This window comes from Pseudoalteromonas sp. APC 3495 (assembly GCF_030407645.1).
GTDB lineage: Bacteria > Pseudomonadota > Gammaproteobacteria > Enterobacterales > Alteromonadaceae > Pseudoalteromonas > Pseudoalteromonas tetraodonis.
Genome location: NZ_JASDDA010000047.1, coordinates 1 through 17515 on the forward strand (window position 1 = coordinate 1; position 17515 = coordinate 17515).

General features: G+C 40.4%; 14 protein-coding genes. 8 read left to right on the top strand and 6 right to left on the bottom strand.

Annotated elements, in window-relative coordinates; all coding sequences use genetic code 11:
* On the top strand, nt 1-337 hold a 337-nt coding region (locus tag QL984_RS15350), incomplete at its 5' end, for a hypothetical protein (RefSeq protein WP_290172918.1).
* A gap of 385 nt (nt 338-722) precedes the next feature.
* Nucleotides 723-1151, top strand: a complete 429-nt coding sequence (locus QL984_RS15355; RefSeq protein ID WP_138686552.1) for a retropepsin-like aspartic protease — start codon at nt 723-725, stop codon at nt 1149-1151.
* Nucleotides 1152-1393: 242 nt separating this feature from the next.
* Here the strand turns inward: QL984_RS15355 and QL984_RS15360 are convergent, their stop codons facing one another.
* Nucleotides 1394-2575, bottom strand: coding sequence for a PQQ-dependent sugar dehydrogenase (locus tag QL984_RS15360; RefSeq protein ID WP_290172919.1), 1182 nt, complete (start codon nt 2573-2575; stop codon nt 1394-1396).
* Here QL984_RS15360 and QL984_RS15365 point away from each other — a divergent pair.
* Nucleotides 2560-3021 carry a hypothetical protein gene (locus tag QL984_RS15365; RefSeq protein ID WP_076920944.1) on the top strand — a complete coding sequence of 154 codons (462 nt, stop codon included), beginning with the start codon at nt 2560-2562 and terminating at the stop codon, nt 3019-3021. The two genes, QL984_RS15360 and QL984_RS15365, sit on opposite strands and share 16 nt — an antisense overlap.
* Nucleotides 3022-3095: 74 nt before the next feature.
* On the opposite strand, the gene QL984_RS15370 is transcribed toward QL984_RS15365, so the two are convergent.
* On the bottom strand, nt 3096-4295 hold the full coding sequence (locus QL984_RS15370; RefSeq protein WP_013464769.1) for an Nramp family divalent metal transporter: 1200 nt from the start codon (nt 4293-4295) through the stop codon (nt 3096-3098).
* Between the two features lie 405 nt (nt 4296-4700).
* A complete protein-coding gene (locus QL984_RS15375) occupies nt 4701-5963 on the bottom strand; it encodes a valine--pyruvate transaminase (RefSeq protein ID WP_290172920.1) in 1263 nt (420 codons plus the stop codon).
* A 234-nt stretch (nt 5964-6197) separates the two neighbouring features.
* Between QL984_RS15375 and QL984_RS15380 the strand changes: the two genes are divergently transcribed.
* The 4 genes from QL984_RS15380 to QL984_RS15395 all read left to right on the top strand — a co-directional run bounded on the left by QL984_RS15380 (nt 6198) and on the right by QL984_RS15395 (nt 12484).
* Entirely contained in the window at nt 6198-7211 is a 1014-nt protein-coding gene (locus QL984_RS15380; protein ID WP_356737197.1) for an endonuclease/exonuclease/phosphatase family protein, read from the top strand.
* A 355-nt stretch (nt 7212-7566) separates the two neighbouring features.
* Nucleotides 7567-8571 carry an HlyD family efflux transporter periplasmic adaptor subunit gene (locus QL984_RS15385; protein ID WP_290172921.1) on the top strand — a complete coding sequence of 335 codons (1005 nt, stop codon included), beginning with the start codon at nt 7567-7569 and terminating at the stop codon, nt 8569-8571.
* Nucleotides 8571-11360, top strand: a complete 2790-nt coding sequence (gene rbbA / locus QL984_RS15390) for a ribosome-associated ATPase/putative transporter RbbA (RefSeq protein WP_290172922.1) — start codon at nt 8571-8573, stop codon at nt 11358-11360. Before QL984_RS15385 ends, rbbA begins: the two co-directional genes overlap by 1 nt.
* A 2-nt stretch (nt 11361-11362) precedes the next feature.
* Nucleotides 11363-12484 (top strand): ABC transporter permease, encoded by a 1122-nt coding sequence (locus tag QL984_RS15395; RefSeq protein ID WP_290172923.1) that lies wholly within the window; start codon nt 11363-11365, stop codon nt 12482-12484.
* A 141-nt stretch (nt 12485-12625) separates the two neighbouring features.
* Here the strand turns inward: QL984_RS15395 and QL984_RS15400 are convergent, their stop codons facing one another.
* The gene (locus QL984_RS15400; protein WP_290172924.1) at nt 12626-13792 is read right to left on the bottom strand and encodes a DUF3103 family protein; all 1167 of its coding nucleotides are present in this window, start codon (nt 13790-13792) and stop codon (nt 12626-12628) included.
* Between the two features lie 279 nt (nt 13793-14071).
* Here QL984_RS15400 and QL984_RS15405 point away from each other — a divergent pair, with 279 nt between their 5' ends.
* A complete protein-coding gene (locus QL984_RS15405; protein ID WP_016899903.1) occupies nt 14072-14491 on the top strand; it encodes an MAPEG family protein in 420 nt (139 codons plus the stop codon).
* Between the two features lie 52 nt (nt 14492-14543).
* On the opposite strand, the gene yddG is transcribed toward QL984_RS15405, so the two are convergent.
* Complete coding sequence (gene yddG, locus QL984_RS15410) at nt 14544-15446, bottom strand: aromatic amino acid DMT transporter YddG (protein ID WP_290172925.1); 903 nt, start codon at nt 15444-15446, stop codon at nt 14544-14546.
* 182 nt (nt 15447-15628) lie between these two features.
* Nucleotides 15629-17476, bottom strand: coding sequence for an ABC transporter ATP-binding protein (locus QL984_RS15415; protein WP_290172926.1), 1848 nt, complete (start codon nt 17474-17476; stop codon nt 15629-15631).
* Nucleotides 17477-17515: the final 39 nt, after the last annotated feature.

A 17515-nucleotide genomic window follows, 5' to 3' on the forward strand; every position in this document is an offset into this window, starting at 1 on the left:
AGACCAAGAAAACCTACAATTTATATTACAAAAAATGTATCCTGAAAGTAGTGCTTTTAAAGAAAACAAGCCTTCGATTGAAACTTTAAAAGTTTATATGCAAGCTCTTAAGGCTAATACTTTTTGTAACAAAGCAATGACAACGCTTACTACTGAATTAGCTACAGCTACAGTAAAACAGATATACAGGGGTAAGTTTAAAAAGATCGTCAATAAGGTTCTAAAAGAAATAAAAGGTCACTATAAAGAAAATAACCTTAACTTCTTTATTTGCAATCAGGTTGTAAAGTATAAGTATAAGTCTCCGTTAGTTATTTCTCTTCAAGGCTATTTCTAGTATAACAGCCCTATCTTTTATGTTGAAAACTCTACATGTAAAGGCTACGAGTTAGTGGCCTTTATTAATTAATTTGTTACACGTTTAGAAACCAAAGAGGTAAATCTTGCTTTCAGATAGCAGAACTTAAACTCTTAACAGCGGCTAAATTTAAGCCGCTACTTTCCTCTAAAAGTGCAGCGCCTGTTATCCTATTTGTGAATTAATGTAGCTTTGCCAACATAAGTTTTGTGCGTTTGGGGGGAGTTATTTTTAGCATATTTTAATTACGATATAGGTGTTGGTGAAAAGCCATTTGTTTACTTATTTATAAGGTGGGTTGTTTTCATAAGTGTTTGTAATGTGGTGTCTATTAATTAACCTAAATATAGAATAAGGAACATTCATGGAATTAGTCAAAACCACAAGTTTGAAATTTGAAGTAACAGAAACTGGTCATCAAATTATACAAGCTAAAATAAATGGACATAAAGTAAATTTAATTTTAGATACAGCGGCGGGTGCATCTGTTTTGGATAGGGCATGTATTAAAAAGCTTGGAATACAAGAGAAACTAAGTGAAGAAAATGCCGCAGGTTTAGGTACAGCCGACCACGAAATGGGCCTTATTGAAGTATTAAAATTTGAATTGGCAGGGCAGTTGTTTGAAAGTACAGAGTTTGTATCACTAAACCTAGACCATGTTCAGGTAGCAGGTGGTGATAATATTATCCATGGATTATTAGGTTCTCCATTTTTTAGAAAATACCAAGCTGTGTTAGATTTTGGCACTAATACACTGACAATTAGAGAGCCGTTAGCTGATTATGAGTAATTAAAGCGACTTATTTAAGCCGCTCTTTGCATATTATACACAGCGTGATAAGTCGGGTTGTCTCAAGTAAATTTATCATTTTTGTCGGATGACGTGGCTTCGCCACTTATCCGATCTACGTTAAAAGGTAGGTTGGTTAAGCCAAAGGCGCCACCCAACAGAGTTCTTAAAGCTATTAAAGCGGCTTAATTCAAGCCGCTACTTACCTCTAAAAGCGCAGCGTCTCTTATCCTCTTTGTAAATTAATTTGCTTTAAACAACATCAGCTTTGCCTCTTTTCCATCCGTTAATATCGCCACATTACCTTCAGCAGTGACAAACACATCTCTGAGCCTGCCTGTGGCTTCTGGAAAAATATGAGTCTGGGTGTATTCACCATTCGCTAAATTAATACTGTAGAGCTTTTTATCGACCAATGTAGTAATAAGCACGTGACGTTGCAGTGAAGGGAAGGCTGTATGGTTAGAGCCATAATATGCCATGCCTGATGGGGCGATTGAGGGCGTCCAATCTACGGCTGGTTTAGCCATTCCAGGGTAATCTCTAAAGGGGGAAATACGTGCTTGCGAGTAGTCATCTCCGTTGGTGATTACTGGCCAGCCGTAATTGGTGCCAGCTGTTAAATAGTTGAGCTCGTCACCGCCTGCGGGGCCATGTTCGTGGCTAATAATTTGCTGTGTATCGTAATCATAAACCAAGCCTTGCAAGTTACGGTGCCCGAGTGAATAAATGGCATGCGCGTTAGCGTTTATGTGACTAAGAAACGGGTTATCGTTTGGTATTGTGCCGTTTAAGTTTATGCGTAATGTTTTGCCAAGTTGACTGGTAATAACCTGTGCTTGCTCGCGGTAGTCAAAACCATCACCACTTGAAAATAATAAGGTACTATCTGGCAATACAAGCGCGCGGCCAGAATAATGCTGCGGTGTGCCCTTATCGGTGGCGACTTTATAAATAATTTTTGGCGTTGAAAATTGCGCACCATCAAACGTGGCTTTGGCTATTACTAGCCTGTTTGCATCAAGCTCACCTTGGGCGTAAGTGAATATAATTTCTTTTGATTCACTGTAATTTGGCGAAAGCACTACATCAAGTAAACCACCTTGCCCTGCAACGTATAAGCCCTCGAAGTTTATTTTAACTCGGGTTTGTTGGTTGTTTTTAATGATAACAACATGGCCATCACGCTCGGTGATTAACCAGGTATTGTTTGGGAGTTTAACCATACTCCACGGTGAATTGAGCCCTGTTGCTAAAGTACTAGCTGTGTATTGCTGTGTTGGTAACTCGGCACTGGCGTGACAAGAAAACGCTAAAAGTGACAGTAGCGTAATACAATATAGAGATTGTTTACCCTGCAAGCCTTTGCTAGTGTAAGGAAAAAGTTTTATTTTAAGTTGAGATAACCATGCAGTTTTTAACACGTATACTCCCGTCATTTTTAGTTTCTTGGTTACTTACATTCACTCTTGCTAGCTTGTTTCATAGTCAATACGTTGTCAATCAATTAGTTAATGTAGGTGTTGTAGTGGGCTTTAATGACCGTGTTAACTTAATCCTTGAAGATTGGCTTGGCTTGCTACCGACCTATGGCGCTATTATTGCTGTTGCACTTGCTATCGCGTTTTTGGTTACTTGGTTTATTGCTAAAAAAATGAACAAGCAAGGTACACAACTATTTGTTATTGCTGGTGTGGTGGCGTTTGCAACGGCGTTAATTGCGATTGAGTCAATTATGAATATTACTATTATTGCAGGTGCAAGAGGTTGGGGTTTTTATGCGCAATTATGTGCAGGTGCAGTAGGGGGGTATGTATTTGCAAAACTCATTAAGGAAAATAAGCACAAGGCAGCGCATCACGGCTTTTAAGTCAGTATTGGTCTGCAATGTAAAAAGCCGCTATTAATATAGCGGCTTTTGTGTGTATAAATTGCGTCGTGATATCAAAAAATCAAACTAAACAGCTTGTAACCACTTAAGCCAAAAATAAGCACTAACACCGGTAAAGTAAGTAAGTTTACCAACATTGAGTTGGTGTATTTGCCCATTACTGTTTTTTGGTTAACCAGCCACACTAGGTAGGTGGTGACAATAGGCAGTAATAGTCCATTAGCTGCTTGAGCAAAAATTATCACGGCAACAGGGTCTAAACCCAGAGACGCCACGGCGGCACCAAATAATAAAATAACAATGGCGACACTTTTAAAGCGGGTGTTATCCATTTTATTTGACCAACCTAACATGCCACATACTGCATATGCACCGGCAAGGGGAGCTGTTATTGCGCTGGTTAAACCTGCTGCAAATAAGCCAATAGCAAAAAAGTAATGGGCAGCATCGCCAAGTAATGGCTCAAGTTGTACCGCCATGTTGGCAGCGCTAATTTGCCCTGCATCTGTGCCATAAAATGCCACTGACGCGGTTGATAAAATTGCCAGCGTGATCACGCCACCTAAGGTGATAGACACACCCGTATCTACATTAGTTTGCTTAATAACTTTTTGCTTATCACTTTTGCTGTCGTGTCTTGCAGCTAAAACACCTGAGTGTAAAAATAAGTTATACGGCACTATGGTGGTGCCCACTAATGCCAATACGGTGGTAATTGAACCCTCAGGCATACTAGGAATAAACCCTGCTAACACATCACTCAGCGAGGGAGCAGCCATAACTAACGTTGAGATAAACACTAGGCTCATTAAAATCACTAATAAAATAAGCGCGTTTTCAACGACTTTGTGTTTACCGCTGTAAAGTAACACCGCACTTAAAAATGCAATGAGTGGCGTCCAAAGCTGGGCATTAACATGAGGAAATATTTCAATTAATCCCATGCTGGCACCGCTAAGGTTGCCAGCCTCGTAGGCGGCACTACCTACTCCAATGGCGCTGATCACTAAAAATATAGCGAGAGATTTAAATAGGGGCGTTTCAATGTGAGCTCTTAGCGCTTGCGCTAAATCTTGCCCGGTGGCTACGCCAAGGCGCGCCGCCATAGATTGTAATAATATGGTGGCAATGACTGAAAACAGTAATGTCCATATTAGTGCAAAACCAAAGTTTGCACCTGCCACGCTGGCAGTCGTAATAGTCCCTGGTCCAATGAAGGCAGCGGTGACGAGTAGTCCTGGTCCTAATCGCATAATTGACCTTAATAGTACTTTTGTATATTGCTATTTAAAGTTACATCTAACGTTTTATAACGCGATGCCTGTATTATTGCTGCCACTTATATTAAGTGCCTTGCAGCGATAGCCGCCCCTTGGCAAACCCTTTTTTGATGATAATCATATGTTAAAAAAGGTCGCGTAGCATACCAACTTATATATAAATTTAAAGGGGGTGTGGCGCGTTTGCACAAAATTAATACAATCAATAAATAACAGTAATAACCGCTTACCTCAGTTTAGGGCTTATTTAACGGCTTAGAGGATGACTGAATAACCTTAAATTGTTCACAGGTTTATGCCAATAACTATAGGCACTATAAACGCTTTGCACGCATTGTATTCAAACAGAGGGTTTGAATACCCTAAATATCACCCAATTCATGCCATCACTGCTTTAATGGCCTCTAAGCCTTTTCGCAAAGTGCTGGCATCGGTTGCATAATTAATGCGAATACACTGGTGTTTGTGTGCCCAAGCATCATCAATACCAATAAAAAAATTATGCCCGGGAATAATATAAACATCCTGCTCTTTAAGCTTTTGGTAAAGTTGTTCGCTGGTTATTTTTGCCTCTTTAAACCACAGCCACATAAAAAATGCGCCTTCTACTTTGTGTAAGTAAACGGGGAGGTGGGCAAATATTTCATCAAACAAGTTCATTGCTGTTTGTGCTTTTTCTCGATAAAAAGGCAGCACTGAATTTTTACACAGCGGAAGGAGTTCTTCTTCATTAATAAGGCGCGTTACTAAACTTGGGCCAAAACTGTTCGGCGACAAAACCATACTGCCATTTACACGGCCAATGGCTTTAATTATGTCATTGTTAGCCACTACAATACCGGTTCGCAAACCCGGTAGACCAAGCTTTGAAAGTGACATGCATAAAATAATGTTTGAGTTCCAGGTTAAGTTTGCGTCGGTATAAATACACCCAGGGAATGGGTCGCCGTAGGCGTTATCAATGATCAGTGGGATATTATATTGCTTAGCCAATAAATCGAGATGCTGTACTTCTTCATCAGTAATGACATTGCCTGTTGGGTTAGTCGGGCGCGATACACACAGTGCGCTAATGCTGCTGTCGCTTGCTAATACTTGCTCAACAGCTTTAAAATTAATGATATATTTAAATTGGTTTGAGCCACTTTCAGTATTTAAAATTTCGATATCGGGCTTTATTGCTACAAACATATCGTCAGTTAAGCCTTGATCTGCATAGCCTACATATTCAGGTGCCAGCGGAAATAAAACCTTTTTATGGCTTCCATCAGGCATACTGCCAGCTAACAGATTAAATAACACAAAAAAATTGGCTTGGCTGCCATTACCAAGCGCTATATTATTTGCGGTTAAATCCCACGAGTATTCACTTTTTAGTTGCTTGGCCAGAGCTGCACGAAATGCATCATTACCCGTTGGGCCATCGTAAAGTCCAAATACGTTGGAAAGTGTATTATTAGCAACAAGCTTTTGTAACTCATTGATAAAAATATTATTAACCTCAGGCACTAAGGCCGGATTACCACCACCGAGCATAACAATATTTGGATTATTACTGTTTTTAGCATCGCCTAAATCTTCCATTAACTGAGTAATACCATTAGGTTGAGTAAATTTAGTGCCGAAGTTTGAGTAATCCATAATGACCGTGTGCCTTAAAAAATGATAAGTTAGTGTAAATTAACACTATGAATTTGATATTGAAAAATTTTCACCGATTAGATTACTATAGCCATAACCCGCTATAATCGTTTTTCATATTTTAAGTAGGGCAGCCTTATCAGCAACCTTGAATCACACACTAAAACACCTTTAAACACCACAGCAGACGATTCGGTTATTACTGATACGATTCTTAAAATTGCCACTTTTAACTTGTTTAATTACCTTGAGCCGCCTAATGCCTATTATGAATTTGAACGCATATACACCGCAGAGCAGTGGGCTAAAAAGCAGCGTTGGCTTATTAATTACTTAACCGAGCATCAGCCTGATGTGATTGGTTTTCAGGAAGTATTTAGTATTGAGTCGCTTAAAGAATTAGTTAAAGAGCAAGGTTATACGTACTTTGGCGTGGTAGATGAGCCCCAGGTAATCGACGACTTTATTTACAAACGCCCTGTAGTAGCGCTTGCTGCTAAATACCCCATCGTTGAAGTGGCAACTGTTGAGCACGACCATGAGCTTGCTAAAACCCTTGGTTTAACTGAGGATTTTACATTTAGCCGAAAGGTGCTTAGAGCTACAATAACTTTACCGCATATCGGCAACACGGATTGTTATGTGGTGCATTTTAAGTCTAAGCGCTCAATGATAGAGCTTGATGAGCAAAACAAAGACCTCACACCCGAAAAAAATATTATCGAGCTTTTAAAAGCCGATATAGCAGGGAGTTGGGGCTCAACTATTCAGCGCGGCAGTGAGGCTACATTGCTGATGATAGACATCATTGCACGCCGCGAATCTACACAAAACCCAATGGTTTTAATGGGCGATTTTAACAACGACTTAGCCGATGGCGTTTTAAGCCATTTACTAACAAATACACTGCGCTTTGCCCCCACGTTTGACAGTAACACTTACCTTGCAAAATATTGCCTTAACGACGCATGGCAGTTATTTGCAAGGTCGCAATTAAATTTGGCTAATCAAAATAATGAAAATAAAGTGGATTTAAAGCGAAAGCCTACCCATTATTTTGGCGCGAGCAGCTCAGTGCTTGACTACATTTTGTTGTCTTGCGAGTTTGACTCAAGTTACGACGACAGCTTTTTTGAGGTGAGCCATTACCATACTTACGATCGTCATTTAATTAACCCTGAATTTGAGCGTGATGATTTAAGCACCGATCATGGCGTGGTATTGATTAGCTTAGCATTAAGGTCGTAGCGAATTTTGTTACTATAAATTGCAAGCTAATCTGCCGCTGACATAATTAATATTAAGGCGCTCAGTAGGTGCCTTGATGTTTTCCCTTTCTTTTATCCTGCTGTTTTAAAAAATCACTAATAATTAGTGCATTAACTCTAATTTATATTGATCCACATCATCTTTATTAACGGTGAGAGTGGTAAATTAGTGACGCTAGATTTTTAAGTTCGTTTAAATCGCTTATTACAACTACCCTTGTTGTACTTACAAAGCAGGGTTGCTTTCATATAACAAATAGCGTGCTGTATCCTAAAAATTTTTACCTTGACTACCCTCACTTACATTACTTTATACATACATGGAGTTTTAGCACATGACAATTAAATCAACGTTCAAATCTTTGAGTAAGCTCGCTATATTGGTCATTGTGGGGGGGGCTGGCTGGTATGCTTGGCAAACCTTGCAACCTACATCATTTGCTGAACAACTCCCTGACAGTGTTGCCTATGGAAATGGGCGAATTGAAGCGACTGAGTACGATATTGCTACAAAATTACCGGGCCGCTTAGTTGACGTTATGGTGCAAGAAGGCGATATGGTCAAAGCGGGTCAAACGTTAGCGGTTATTGATACTGATGATTTAAATGCACAGTTACGTGAAGCTCAGGCGGGGCTTCGTGTTGCTAATGAGTCTCGTAAATACGCATTAGCGATTGTAGAGCAGCATAAAAGTGAGCTTAATTTTGCACAAACTGAATTGCGCCGCTCTGCAAAATTATTGGAAAAAGGCCATATTTCAAAAGAAGTGGTAGATCAACAACGAACCACCTCTGCTATTGCGCAAGCTGCTTTAACCGCGGCAAACGTAAAAGTTGTGCAGTCGGATGCTGAAATAGAAGCAGCGCAGGCACGTATTGAGCGATTACAAAGCAACATAGCCGACAGCACGCTCACAGCACCAATCAATGGACGTATATTGTATCGATTAGCTGAGCCTGGAGAAGTGCTTGGCAGTGGTGGCAAGGTTTTATCGTTATTGGATTTAACCGATGTTTATATGAGTATATATTTACCAACAGCGCAAGCGGGCAAGGTAACAATAGGCTCACAAGCGCGCATTGTTATTGATGCTGTTGCCGAGTATACATTGCCGGCTAAAGTGACGTTTGTATCTGCACAGGCGCAATTTACCCCTAAATCGGTAGAAACCCGAAACGAGCGCGATAAACTGATGTTTAGAGTTAAGGTAAAGCTCGACTCGCAGTTATTAAAAGATCATATCAAACAAGTAAAAACAGGGGTGCCAGGGCTTGCTTATGTGTTGTTAGCGCCTGAAAAAAATTGGCCTACGTCATTACAGGTACGAGTGCCTGAATAATGGATAACGACGATAAAAACATTCAACAGCCACCAAGTGAAAGTGTGGTTACGCTTACTAAGGTGAGCCATCGCTATGCTAATAATCGCGTGCTGGACAACATTAGTATTTCATTACCTGCCGGGAAAATGGTCGGGTTTATAGGCCCTGATGGCGTAGGAAAATCAAGCTTGCTGGCACTTATAGCGGGGGCAAGGGCGATTCAAGAGGGGGAGGTTGAGGTATTAAACGGCAATATGCGCAGCAGTGGTTTTCGTAATACGGTGTCGCCACGCATTGCTTACATGCCTCAAGGGCTTGGCAAAAATGTGTATCCAACACTTTCTGTGTTTGAAAATATAGATTTTTTTGGTCGTCTATTTTCTCAAAATAAAGCCGAGCGAAAACAAAGAATTAATAACCTTTTAAAAAGTACAGGCTTAGAGGCATTTGCCGATCGCCCCGCAGAAAAGCTCTCTGGTGGGATGAAACAAAAACTCGGTTTGTGCTGCGCACTGATCCATGACCCTCAATTATTAATTTTAGATGAGCCAACTACCGGAGTTGATCCGCTATCGCGTCGTCAATTTTGGCAATTAATAAACAGTATTCGCGCTGAAAATACACAAATGAGCGTACTGGTTGCGACCGCCTACATGGAAGAAGCCGATGATTTTGATTGGCTAGTTGCTATGGACGATGGAAAAGTCATCGGTACGGGCAGCCCACAAAACCTGAAAGCGCAAACTAATAAAGAATCGCTTGATGAAGCCTTTATAGCATTACTTCCTGAAGAAAAGCGCCATGATCATCAGCGGTTAGTTGTGCCACCTCGTAAACAAGACTTAAACACAACTCAGTTCGCTATAGAAGCAAATGGATTATGTAAAACATTTGGCGATTTTACCGCCGTTAACAAGGTGAGCTTGAGTATTGAACAAGGTGAAATTTTTGGCTTTTTAGGCTCAAATGGCTGTGGAAAAACCACCACAATGAAAATGCTTACGGGGTTACAACCGGCAACCAGTGGCGAAGCAAAATTGTTTGGTGAAAAGGTCGATGCCAATAACATAGAAAGCCGCAAACGCGTTGGTTTTATGTCACAAGCGTTTTCGCTTTATAACGAGCTTACAGTGAAGCAAAACTTGGTATTGTATGCGCGTTTATTTCACTTACCTGCAGAGAAAATAGAGCCGCGCGTTAAAGATTTAATTACTCGGTTTAACCTTAAAAAATACAGTGACGATTTTCCTACCGATTTGCCCCTAGGTATTCGCCAGCGTTTATCGCTTGCTGTTGCGGTAGTACATAGCCCTGAAATGCTCATACTTGATGAGCCCACATCGGGGGTAGACCCCGTTGCAAGGGATGACTTTTGGCAGCTACTCATTGAGCTTTCGCGCGAACAAGGCGTGACTATTTTTATTTCGACTCACTTTATGGATGAAGCGGCACGTTGCGATAGAATTTCGTTAATGCATGCAGGTAAAATACTTGCCAGCGATACGCCAGCTGCACTGTGCCAAGCGCGTAATACCGACACACTAGAAGCTGCCTTTATTGAATATTTAGAAGAGGCGGTAAATGCAGCCGGAGCAAGCTCGGCGATACAAGCATCGATAACGGATAAACCCAAAGCATTGGCTACAGCGCCGGCTACTCGTAAAAATAACATTAACCCCACATTTAGTTTGTTGCGGCTATTTGGTTATGCGCATCGCGAAACGCTAGAGTTGTGGCGCGATCCTATTCGCCTAACGTTTGCTTTAATGGGCTCGATAATTTTGCTGTTTATTTTAGGTTACGGCATTACATTTGATGTTGAAGATTTAAGCTTTGCGGTACTAGATCAAGACCAATCACCCGAGAGCCGCAACTACATTCAAAATATGGCAGGTTCACGTTACTTTATTCAAAAAGCAGATATTAAAAGCCCGCAAGAACTTGATAAACGAATGCGCAGTGGTGAGTTAAGCGTGGCCGTTGAAATTCCACCTAACTTTGCTCAGCAATTTAAACGCGGCCGTAAACCTGAAATTGTAGTGTGGATTGATGGTTCTATGCCGTTTAGGGCAGAAACGATTAATGGTTATATGAGCGGCGTGTATTACAGCTATTTAACCAACTTATCTTTGCGCACTTATGCACAAGTACCAAACTTAGTGTCAGCTAATATTGAATCTCGCTATCGTTATAACCAAGATTTTAAAAGCATTGAGGCCATGGTGCCGGCGGTTATTCCACTACTATTAGTATTTATACCTGCGATATTGATGGCGCTTGGCGTAGTGCGCGAAAAAGAGTTGGGTTCAATCATAAACTTATATGTAACACCGGTTAATCGGCTGGAATTTATTATTGGCAAACAGCTGCCTTACATTTTAGTGAGTATGATCAGCTTTTTTGGCTTAGTCGCACTTGCTATTACCGTGTTTGGTGTGGCGCTAAAAGGCAGCTTTTGGGCGCTTAGTTTGGCTGCATTATTATATGTTACAGCGACTACGGGGGTGGGGCTGTTAATTTCGGCTTTTACAAAAACACAAATTTCAGCACTGGCAGCCACTACGGTGGTGGTGTTGATGATTGCCGTTAACTTTTGTGGGCTAATTGACCCTGTTTCTTCCTTGGAAGGGTTTGGAGCGATTATTGGCAAACTGTTTCCAACCACCTACTTTTTAGAGGCGTGTCGGGGGGTCTTTAATAAAGCGCTTAATTTTTCTGATTTATCAGCCCAGCTACTGCCTTTATTCGCTTTTATACCCGTGCTGACTCTGGCCAGTGTATTTTTACTTCCAAAGCAGGACAAATAGCCATGCAACGTCGCGGAAACATTATTAATTTAGGTATTAAAGAGTTGCGTAGTTTATGGCGTGATAAGGTTTTACTGCTATTTGTTTTTTTTGCTTTTACTGGGCTGATTTATGTAGTGGCTTCAGCCACGTCGATAGAGTTAAATAATGCGCCGATTGCAGTTGTTGATCACGACCAATCGCAATTATCTAAGCGTATTATTAATGCCTTTTATGAGCCTTACTTTAAAACACCAGACAGTATTTCATTAATCGATATTGACTCAGCTATGGATAATGGCCGTTATACTTTTGTGCTTAATATACCGCCTTATTTTGAGCGTGATGTACTTGCAGCTAAGCAACCTACGATTCAAGTAAATATAGATGCTACGCGTATGTCGCAAGCATTTATTGGTGATAACTATATTCAAACCATTATTAACGGCGAAGTAAATGAGTTTGTGCAAGGTTATCGAACCGTTTATTCACTGCCAATAAAGCAATCGGCGCACATTATGTTTAATCCAAACATGACAAGTGTATGGTTTGGTAGCGTGATGGAATTGATGAACGTGATCACAATGATTTCGATTATTTTAACTGGCGCCGCGGTGATCCGTGAACGCGAACACGGCACATTAGAGCATTTATTAGTGATGCCGTTAAGCCCCTTTGAAATAGTGATGGCGAAAATTTGGGCTAATGGTTTAGTGATTTTATTACTGACTGCATTTTCATTATTTATTGTGATCGAAGGTTTGTTACAAGTGCCTATTCATGGCTCGCCAGGCTTATTTTTATTTGGCGTTGCTATTCATTTATTTGCGACCACATCGCTGGGGATATTGTTAGGCACACAGGCGCGCACCATGCCGCAACTCGGGTTATTGATGATCTTAATTTTATTACCATTACAAATGCTCTCTGGCGGTGTTACGCCGCGTGAAAGTATGCCTGAGGTAGTGCAAAATATTATGTTATTGGCGCCAACAACGCATTTTGTAAAATTTGCTCAAGCAATTTTATACCGAGGAGCAGGGTGGGATGTAGTTTGGCCTTACTTTTTAGCATTAACTGTTATTGGCAGTGTGTTTTTTATTGTTGCATTAATGCGCTTTCGTAAATCAGTGGCACAAGGTTAGGGTATTAAAATATAACGTGTAATTTCAAAAAATGACTGTTTAAGCTAAAGCCACCCGTTAACGTTAAAGCGCTAGTGGGTGGCTATTGAAGTATGGGGGAGTGATACCATCCGCAATAATAATTAAGCGAATGGGGATGACTTAGTTTAGTCTTGGGTTAATTTCTAAAGGAGACAGCGTAATGGTCGCATTACTGCTTGCTCCTTTATATTCTTGATAGTCTTTGTTTTCAAACAGCGTGTAAAAAACATCAACATAATCGTCATTATTAGTAAACCACTCATCCGGCATTGCTTTAAGTAGTTCATTGGTCAGCTTAGGAATAATGGCATAACCTTGCGCTTGTAAATCAGGAATGCTCGCCATTACTTGCTCTGATATTTCTAATAATTTTATTGCTAGAGTTTTATAGTTGGTGTTGTCATCTTGTTCCATTAAGAGTAAATCAACCGCCTGCCAACGATAACGCTGCCAATGAATGAGCACCTGATTAGGGCTGTAATCGGTTTTGTCATGATCTAAATACGGTAAATCAACGATATCTAATATTGGTTCATCTCGGGTGGGGTCGATACCCGTTACAATGGCATAAATTTCAGCACCACCTGAGATCCATGGTTCTTTGTCATCTTCTAAGCGTATTTTTTTCAATACACTGGTTTGCAGAGGTTGTTCATTGCTTAACTGGTTTTTTGGACTAACCGTGCTTTTACTGAATTTGTTAGCAGATAAAATTCCTCTCATTACTGCAATACCCGCATCTTGTACTTTTTGTTGATCTAATTCGACAATAAATACAGGTTGGGTCGGCATTTGGTCAACACTAAGATAATGAATGTCACCATACTGATCGAACGCTTCAATCTCGCTCCATTGCGTATCGTCACCAGCGGGTGCAAATGCAAATAAAGGGCGTTCGCCTTGCTGCCAAGCGCTAAGCATTTTATCGCTTGCCAAACGCACTTGTAACAAACTACCGGTGTTTTGTGGTAAACCTTTCAGTTGTTGTAACGCGTTGTTTGCTAAACGAGTATTTTGTTGTGTGTGCATACCTAAAGACGGTAGCTGATCCGCATTCAAAACCAGTTTATATTGGCTTAGCGTTTGTTTAAGATCAGCGTTTAATACACTGTAATTAAGCGCTATTTGTTTTGCGAAATTGCGTTTAATGGTGGCTACGTCTTTGTATTGCGCCAACTTAGCCAAGTTTTCATCTTTTTCGATTTCATATTGAGCTGAAAAAGCGGGCGCTGATACACAGTTCAATAGCGCTAAGGTTACCAAGCATTTGGTTATTTTATTCATCATATTCATTTTACCGTTCCGTTATCAGTAACACTATAAAACAACACTTAGAATAAATACTCAAATAAAAATTATAAAATACGTAATTAGTGCTGGTTTTAAGTTTCGCTCAGACTCTAAAAAAATACCAAGATGCTGTGATAGAGTAAGTTTTATATAAAGAATGAATCTATTACAAAAAATTATTTTACTAAAAAGTAATTACTATATACATCAGTGGCTTATCTTTGGCTTGATAGTTGCTGTAACTACTACTCTAATAACAACACAAAGGATTAAACAATGACCGATATAGCACATTCAGCGTTTATAGCATTTTATTTATATTTAATTATGATGTTAGTTCAGTGGGCAGTGGCAACGTTTAGTAAAGCCAAACAGCCTGGGGCTGTACCAGGAAAAATTGATAAAGACCTATCTCATGAGAGTTTTATATTTAGAGCGCATCGCACCTTTCATAACACATTAGAAAACAGTGCGTTATTTATAGGAACGGTTTTATTTGCCTTTGTGATTAATTACCACAGTTCGGTTTTTGCAATCTGTATTTGGATTTATGTTACTGCACGTTTAATTCATATGGCACTGTATTACGCCATTGCCACCGAGAAAAACCCCAGCCCGCGTAGTTACTTCTTTTTGATTGGTGTGATTGCAAACATTGTGATGTTAGTGCTGTTAGGACTGCGATTAGCAAGCTAATTAAATGATTAAAGCGAAAAGCAGACAGTCCCTAGCTTTTCGCTTACTTATTTTATTGGGCTGGCTTTGTTTCTCGCGTCACAATAAAACACATTAATGAGCCTAATGTAACTAATACTACGCCTTGCCAAAATGCGTTGGTGAGCGATAGTGATAAGTAAATAGAGGCAAATAGCGTAGACAATACAGGGATAAAGTAAGACAAGGTGCCTAAAAACACTAGGTCACCGCCAATGATTGCTTGGTTCCATAGTGCGTAACCTCCACCAATAACCACCCCTGCCAGCAATAAAGTAAAACTAGAATATACGTTAAACTCAAAGCTGGGTTCATTACTCAGTCCGTAACTTATCCATAAAGAAATTGCCGTGGCTGCAAAAAACACATTAATGGCATTTTTACCCTCGCTAAGTTTAACCGTTACACTGCAATACACAGCCCAAATAAACGCTGCTGCAAACGCCATAGAGTAGGGTAATGGGTTGTCGCTAATATTAGCGGTTAATACAGCCATAGATAAACCACTGTTGCCAGCAATACACCATGCAACGCCTAAAAACGCAATCAGTATGCTCGGGTAGACTAATACGCTTACTTTAGTGCGGTTAACAATAATCGATAATAAAATGGTTAACGCTGGCCAAAGGTAGTTAATAATTGCCATTTCTAACGCTTGCTGGCGACTATTTGCAAAGCCGAGGGATAACGCTAAACACATTTCGTAAATAACAAATAAGCTGCCACCAAAGACTAAATAGCGTTTTGGGTAATTGCTTAGCCTTGGTACACCCATGACTAGTATTAAAAAAATCGCACTGACGCTGTAAATTAAAGCAGCACCGCCAATAGGGCTAAATAATTCTGATAAATCACGAATAAAGGCAGTTAAACTGCTCCAAAGTAAAATAGCGAACACCCCATAGAGGGTGTATTTATGTTTGCTTAAAAATGACATGGTGAATTGCTTGATGAATGATAAAAAGTCAGCCGCGAATGTGACATTTTAAAAACAGTGGGGCAAGAGGTAGACTATAAAATTCGACTAAATAACTATAAATAGCTTTAAAATCAAATAATAAGTTTAATTTTAGTAAACAAGAGCAGGCTATAATAATGGCCCGCCCTCAATTAGTTTAATTACTCAACGCCAATAAAGCCGCCGGTTTGATGTGCCCAAAGAGCAGCGTAAATGCCGCCTTGGGCAATTAATTCATCGTGACTGCCTTGCTCTACAACGCCGCCTTCATCAAGCACGATGAGTCTGTCCATTTGTGCAATGGTCGATAATCGATGGGCAATGGCGATTACTGTTTTTCCTGTCATTAAATCATCTAAGCTTGCTTGAATTGCCGCTTCGACTTCTGAGTCTAATGCGCTGGTGGCTTCATCAAGTATGAGGATTGGTGCGTTTTTAAGTAGTACGCGTGCAATGGCAATACGTTGGCGTTGACCGCCTGACAGAGTGACCCCTCGTTCGCCTACTTGCGCATCAAAACCTTTATTGCCTTTGCTATCTTCAAGGTCGTTTATAAAATCAAGGGCTTTTGCTTGCTTAGTCGCATCGAGCATTTCGGCTTCGGTTGCATCAGGCCTGCCGTATAAAATGTTATCTTTTACTGAACGATGCAGTAATGAGGTATCTTGGGTAACCATAGCAATATAGCGGCGCAGGCTTTCTTGGCTTACATCCGTGATATTTTGGCCATCAATACTGATATTGCCTTTGTCGGTGTCGTAAAAGCGCAGCAACAAGTTAACTAAGGTAGATTTACCCGCACCAGAGCGACCCACTAAGCCGATTTTTTCACCGGGTTTAATGTTTAAGTTTAATCCGTTTATTACTGGGCCTCGGTTATTTTCATTCGCGGCTTTACCGTAGTTAAAATGTACATTATTAAAGTCGATTGCCCCTTGGGTGACCTTTAACGTTTCGGCTTCTGGTTTGTCATCAACCGCAATAGGATTAGAAAGGGTGCGCATGCCATCAGCCACGGTGCCAATGTTTTCAAACAAGCTGCTAATTTCCCACATGATCCATTGGGCCATACCATTGAGCCTTAATGATAAACTCAATGCCACGGCAATCGCTCCTGCACTAATGGCGCTTAACGACCATAAATACAAAGACACTGCTGCCACTGAAAACACTAACAAATAGTTTAAGCTTTGAATAACCACGTTTAAGCTGGTTACCAAGCGCATTTGTTTATAAACAGGCTGTAAAAATACATCCATACTTTGTTTAGCGTATTGTTCTTCGCGTTGGGTGTAAGAAAACAGCTTAATGGTTGAAATATTTGTGTAGCTGTCGACGATACGGCCGGTCATTTCTGAGCGTGCATCAGCTTGTGAACTGGCAATACTTTTTAATCGGGGTACAAAGTAAATTTGCACGCAAATATACAATGCTAACCACACTAATAATGGCAACATTAAACGCCAGTCTGAGGCGGCCACTAAAAACACCATTGAGCCAAAATAAACAGCAATGTACATAAGTACATCAAGTAACTTAGTGACTGACTCACGTACTGCTAATGAGGTTTGTAATACTTTTGTAGCGATACGCCCAGCAAATTCGTTTTGATAAAAGCTGACACTTTGACGCAGTAGATAACGGTGTGCCAACCAACGAATCGACATAGGGTAATTGCCCAATAGCGATTGATGTAAAATAGCTGATCTAAAAAATACGACTACAGGCATGACGACTAAAAGCATTAACCCCATTTTTATTAACGCGGATTGTTGCTGCGAAAACAGCTCTTCAGGTGTGTATTCGCCAAGCCAGTCAACCAGTTGGCCCATATAACTAAATAAAGACACCTCTAAAATAGCGAGTAATGCGGCACTGAGCGACATAAGCACTAACGACAATTCCATGCCTTTGGTGTAGTGACGACAAAATGCAAAAAGGGTTTTAGGAGGCTGAGATGGAGAACGCTCTGGGAACGGTTTAGTCATCCGTTCAAATAGTCGATACATATTAACTGCTTAATTAAATATTTATAAAGATGTCCCACT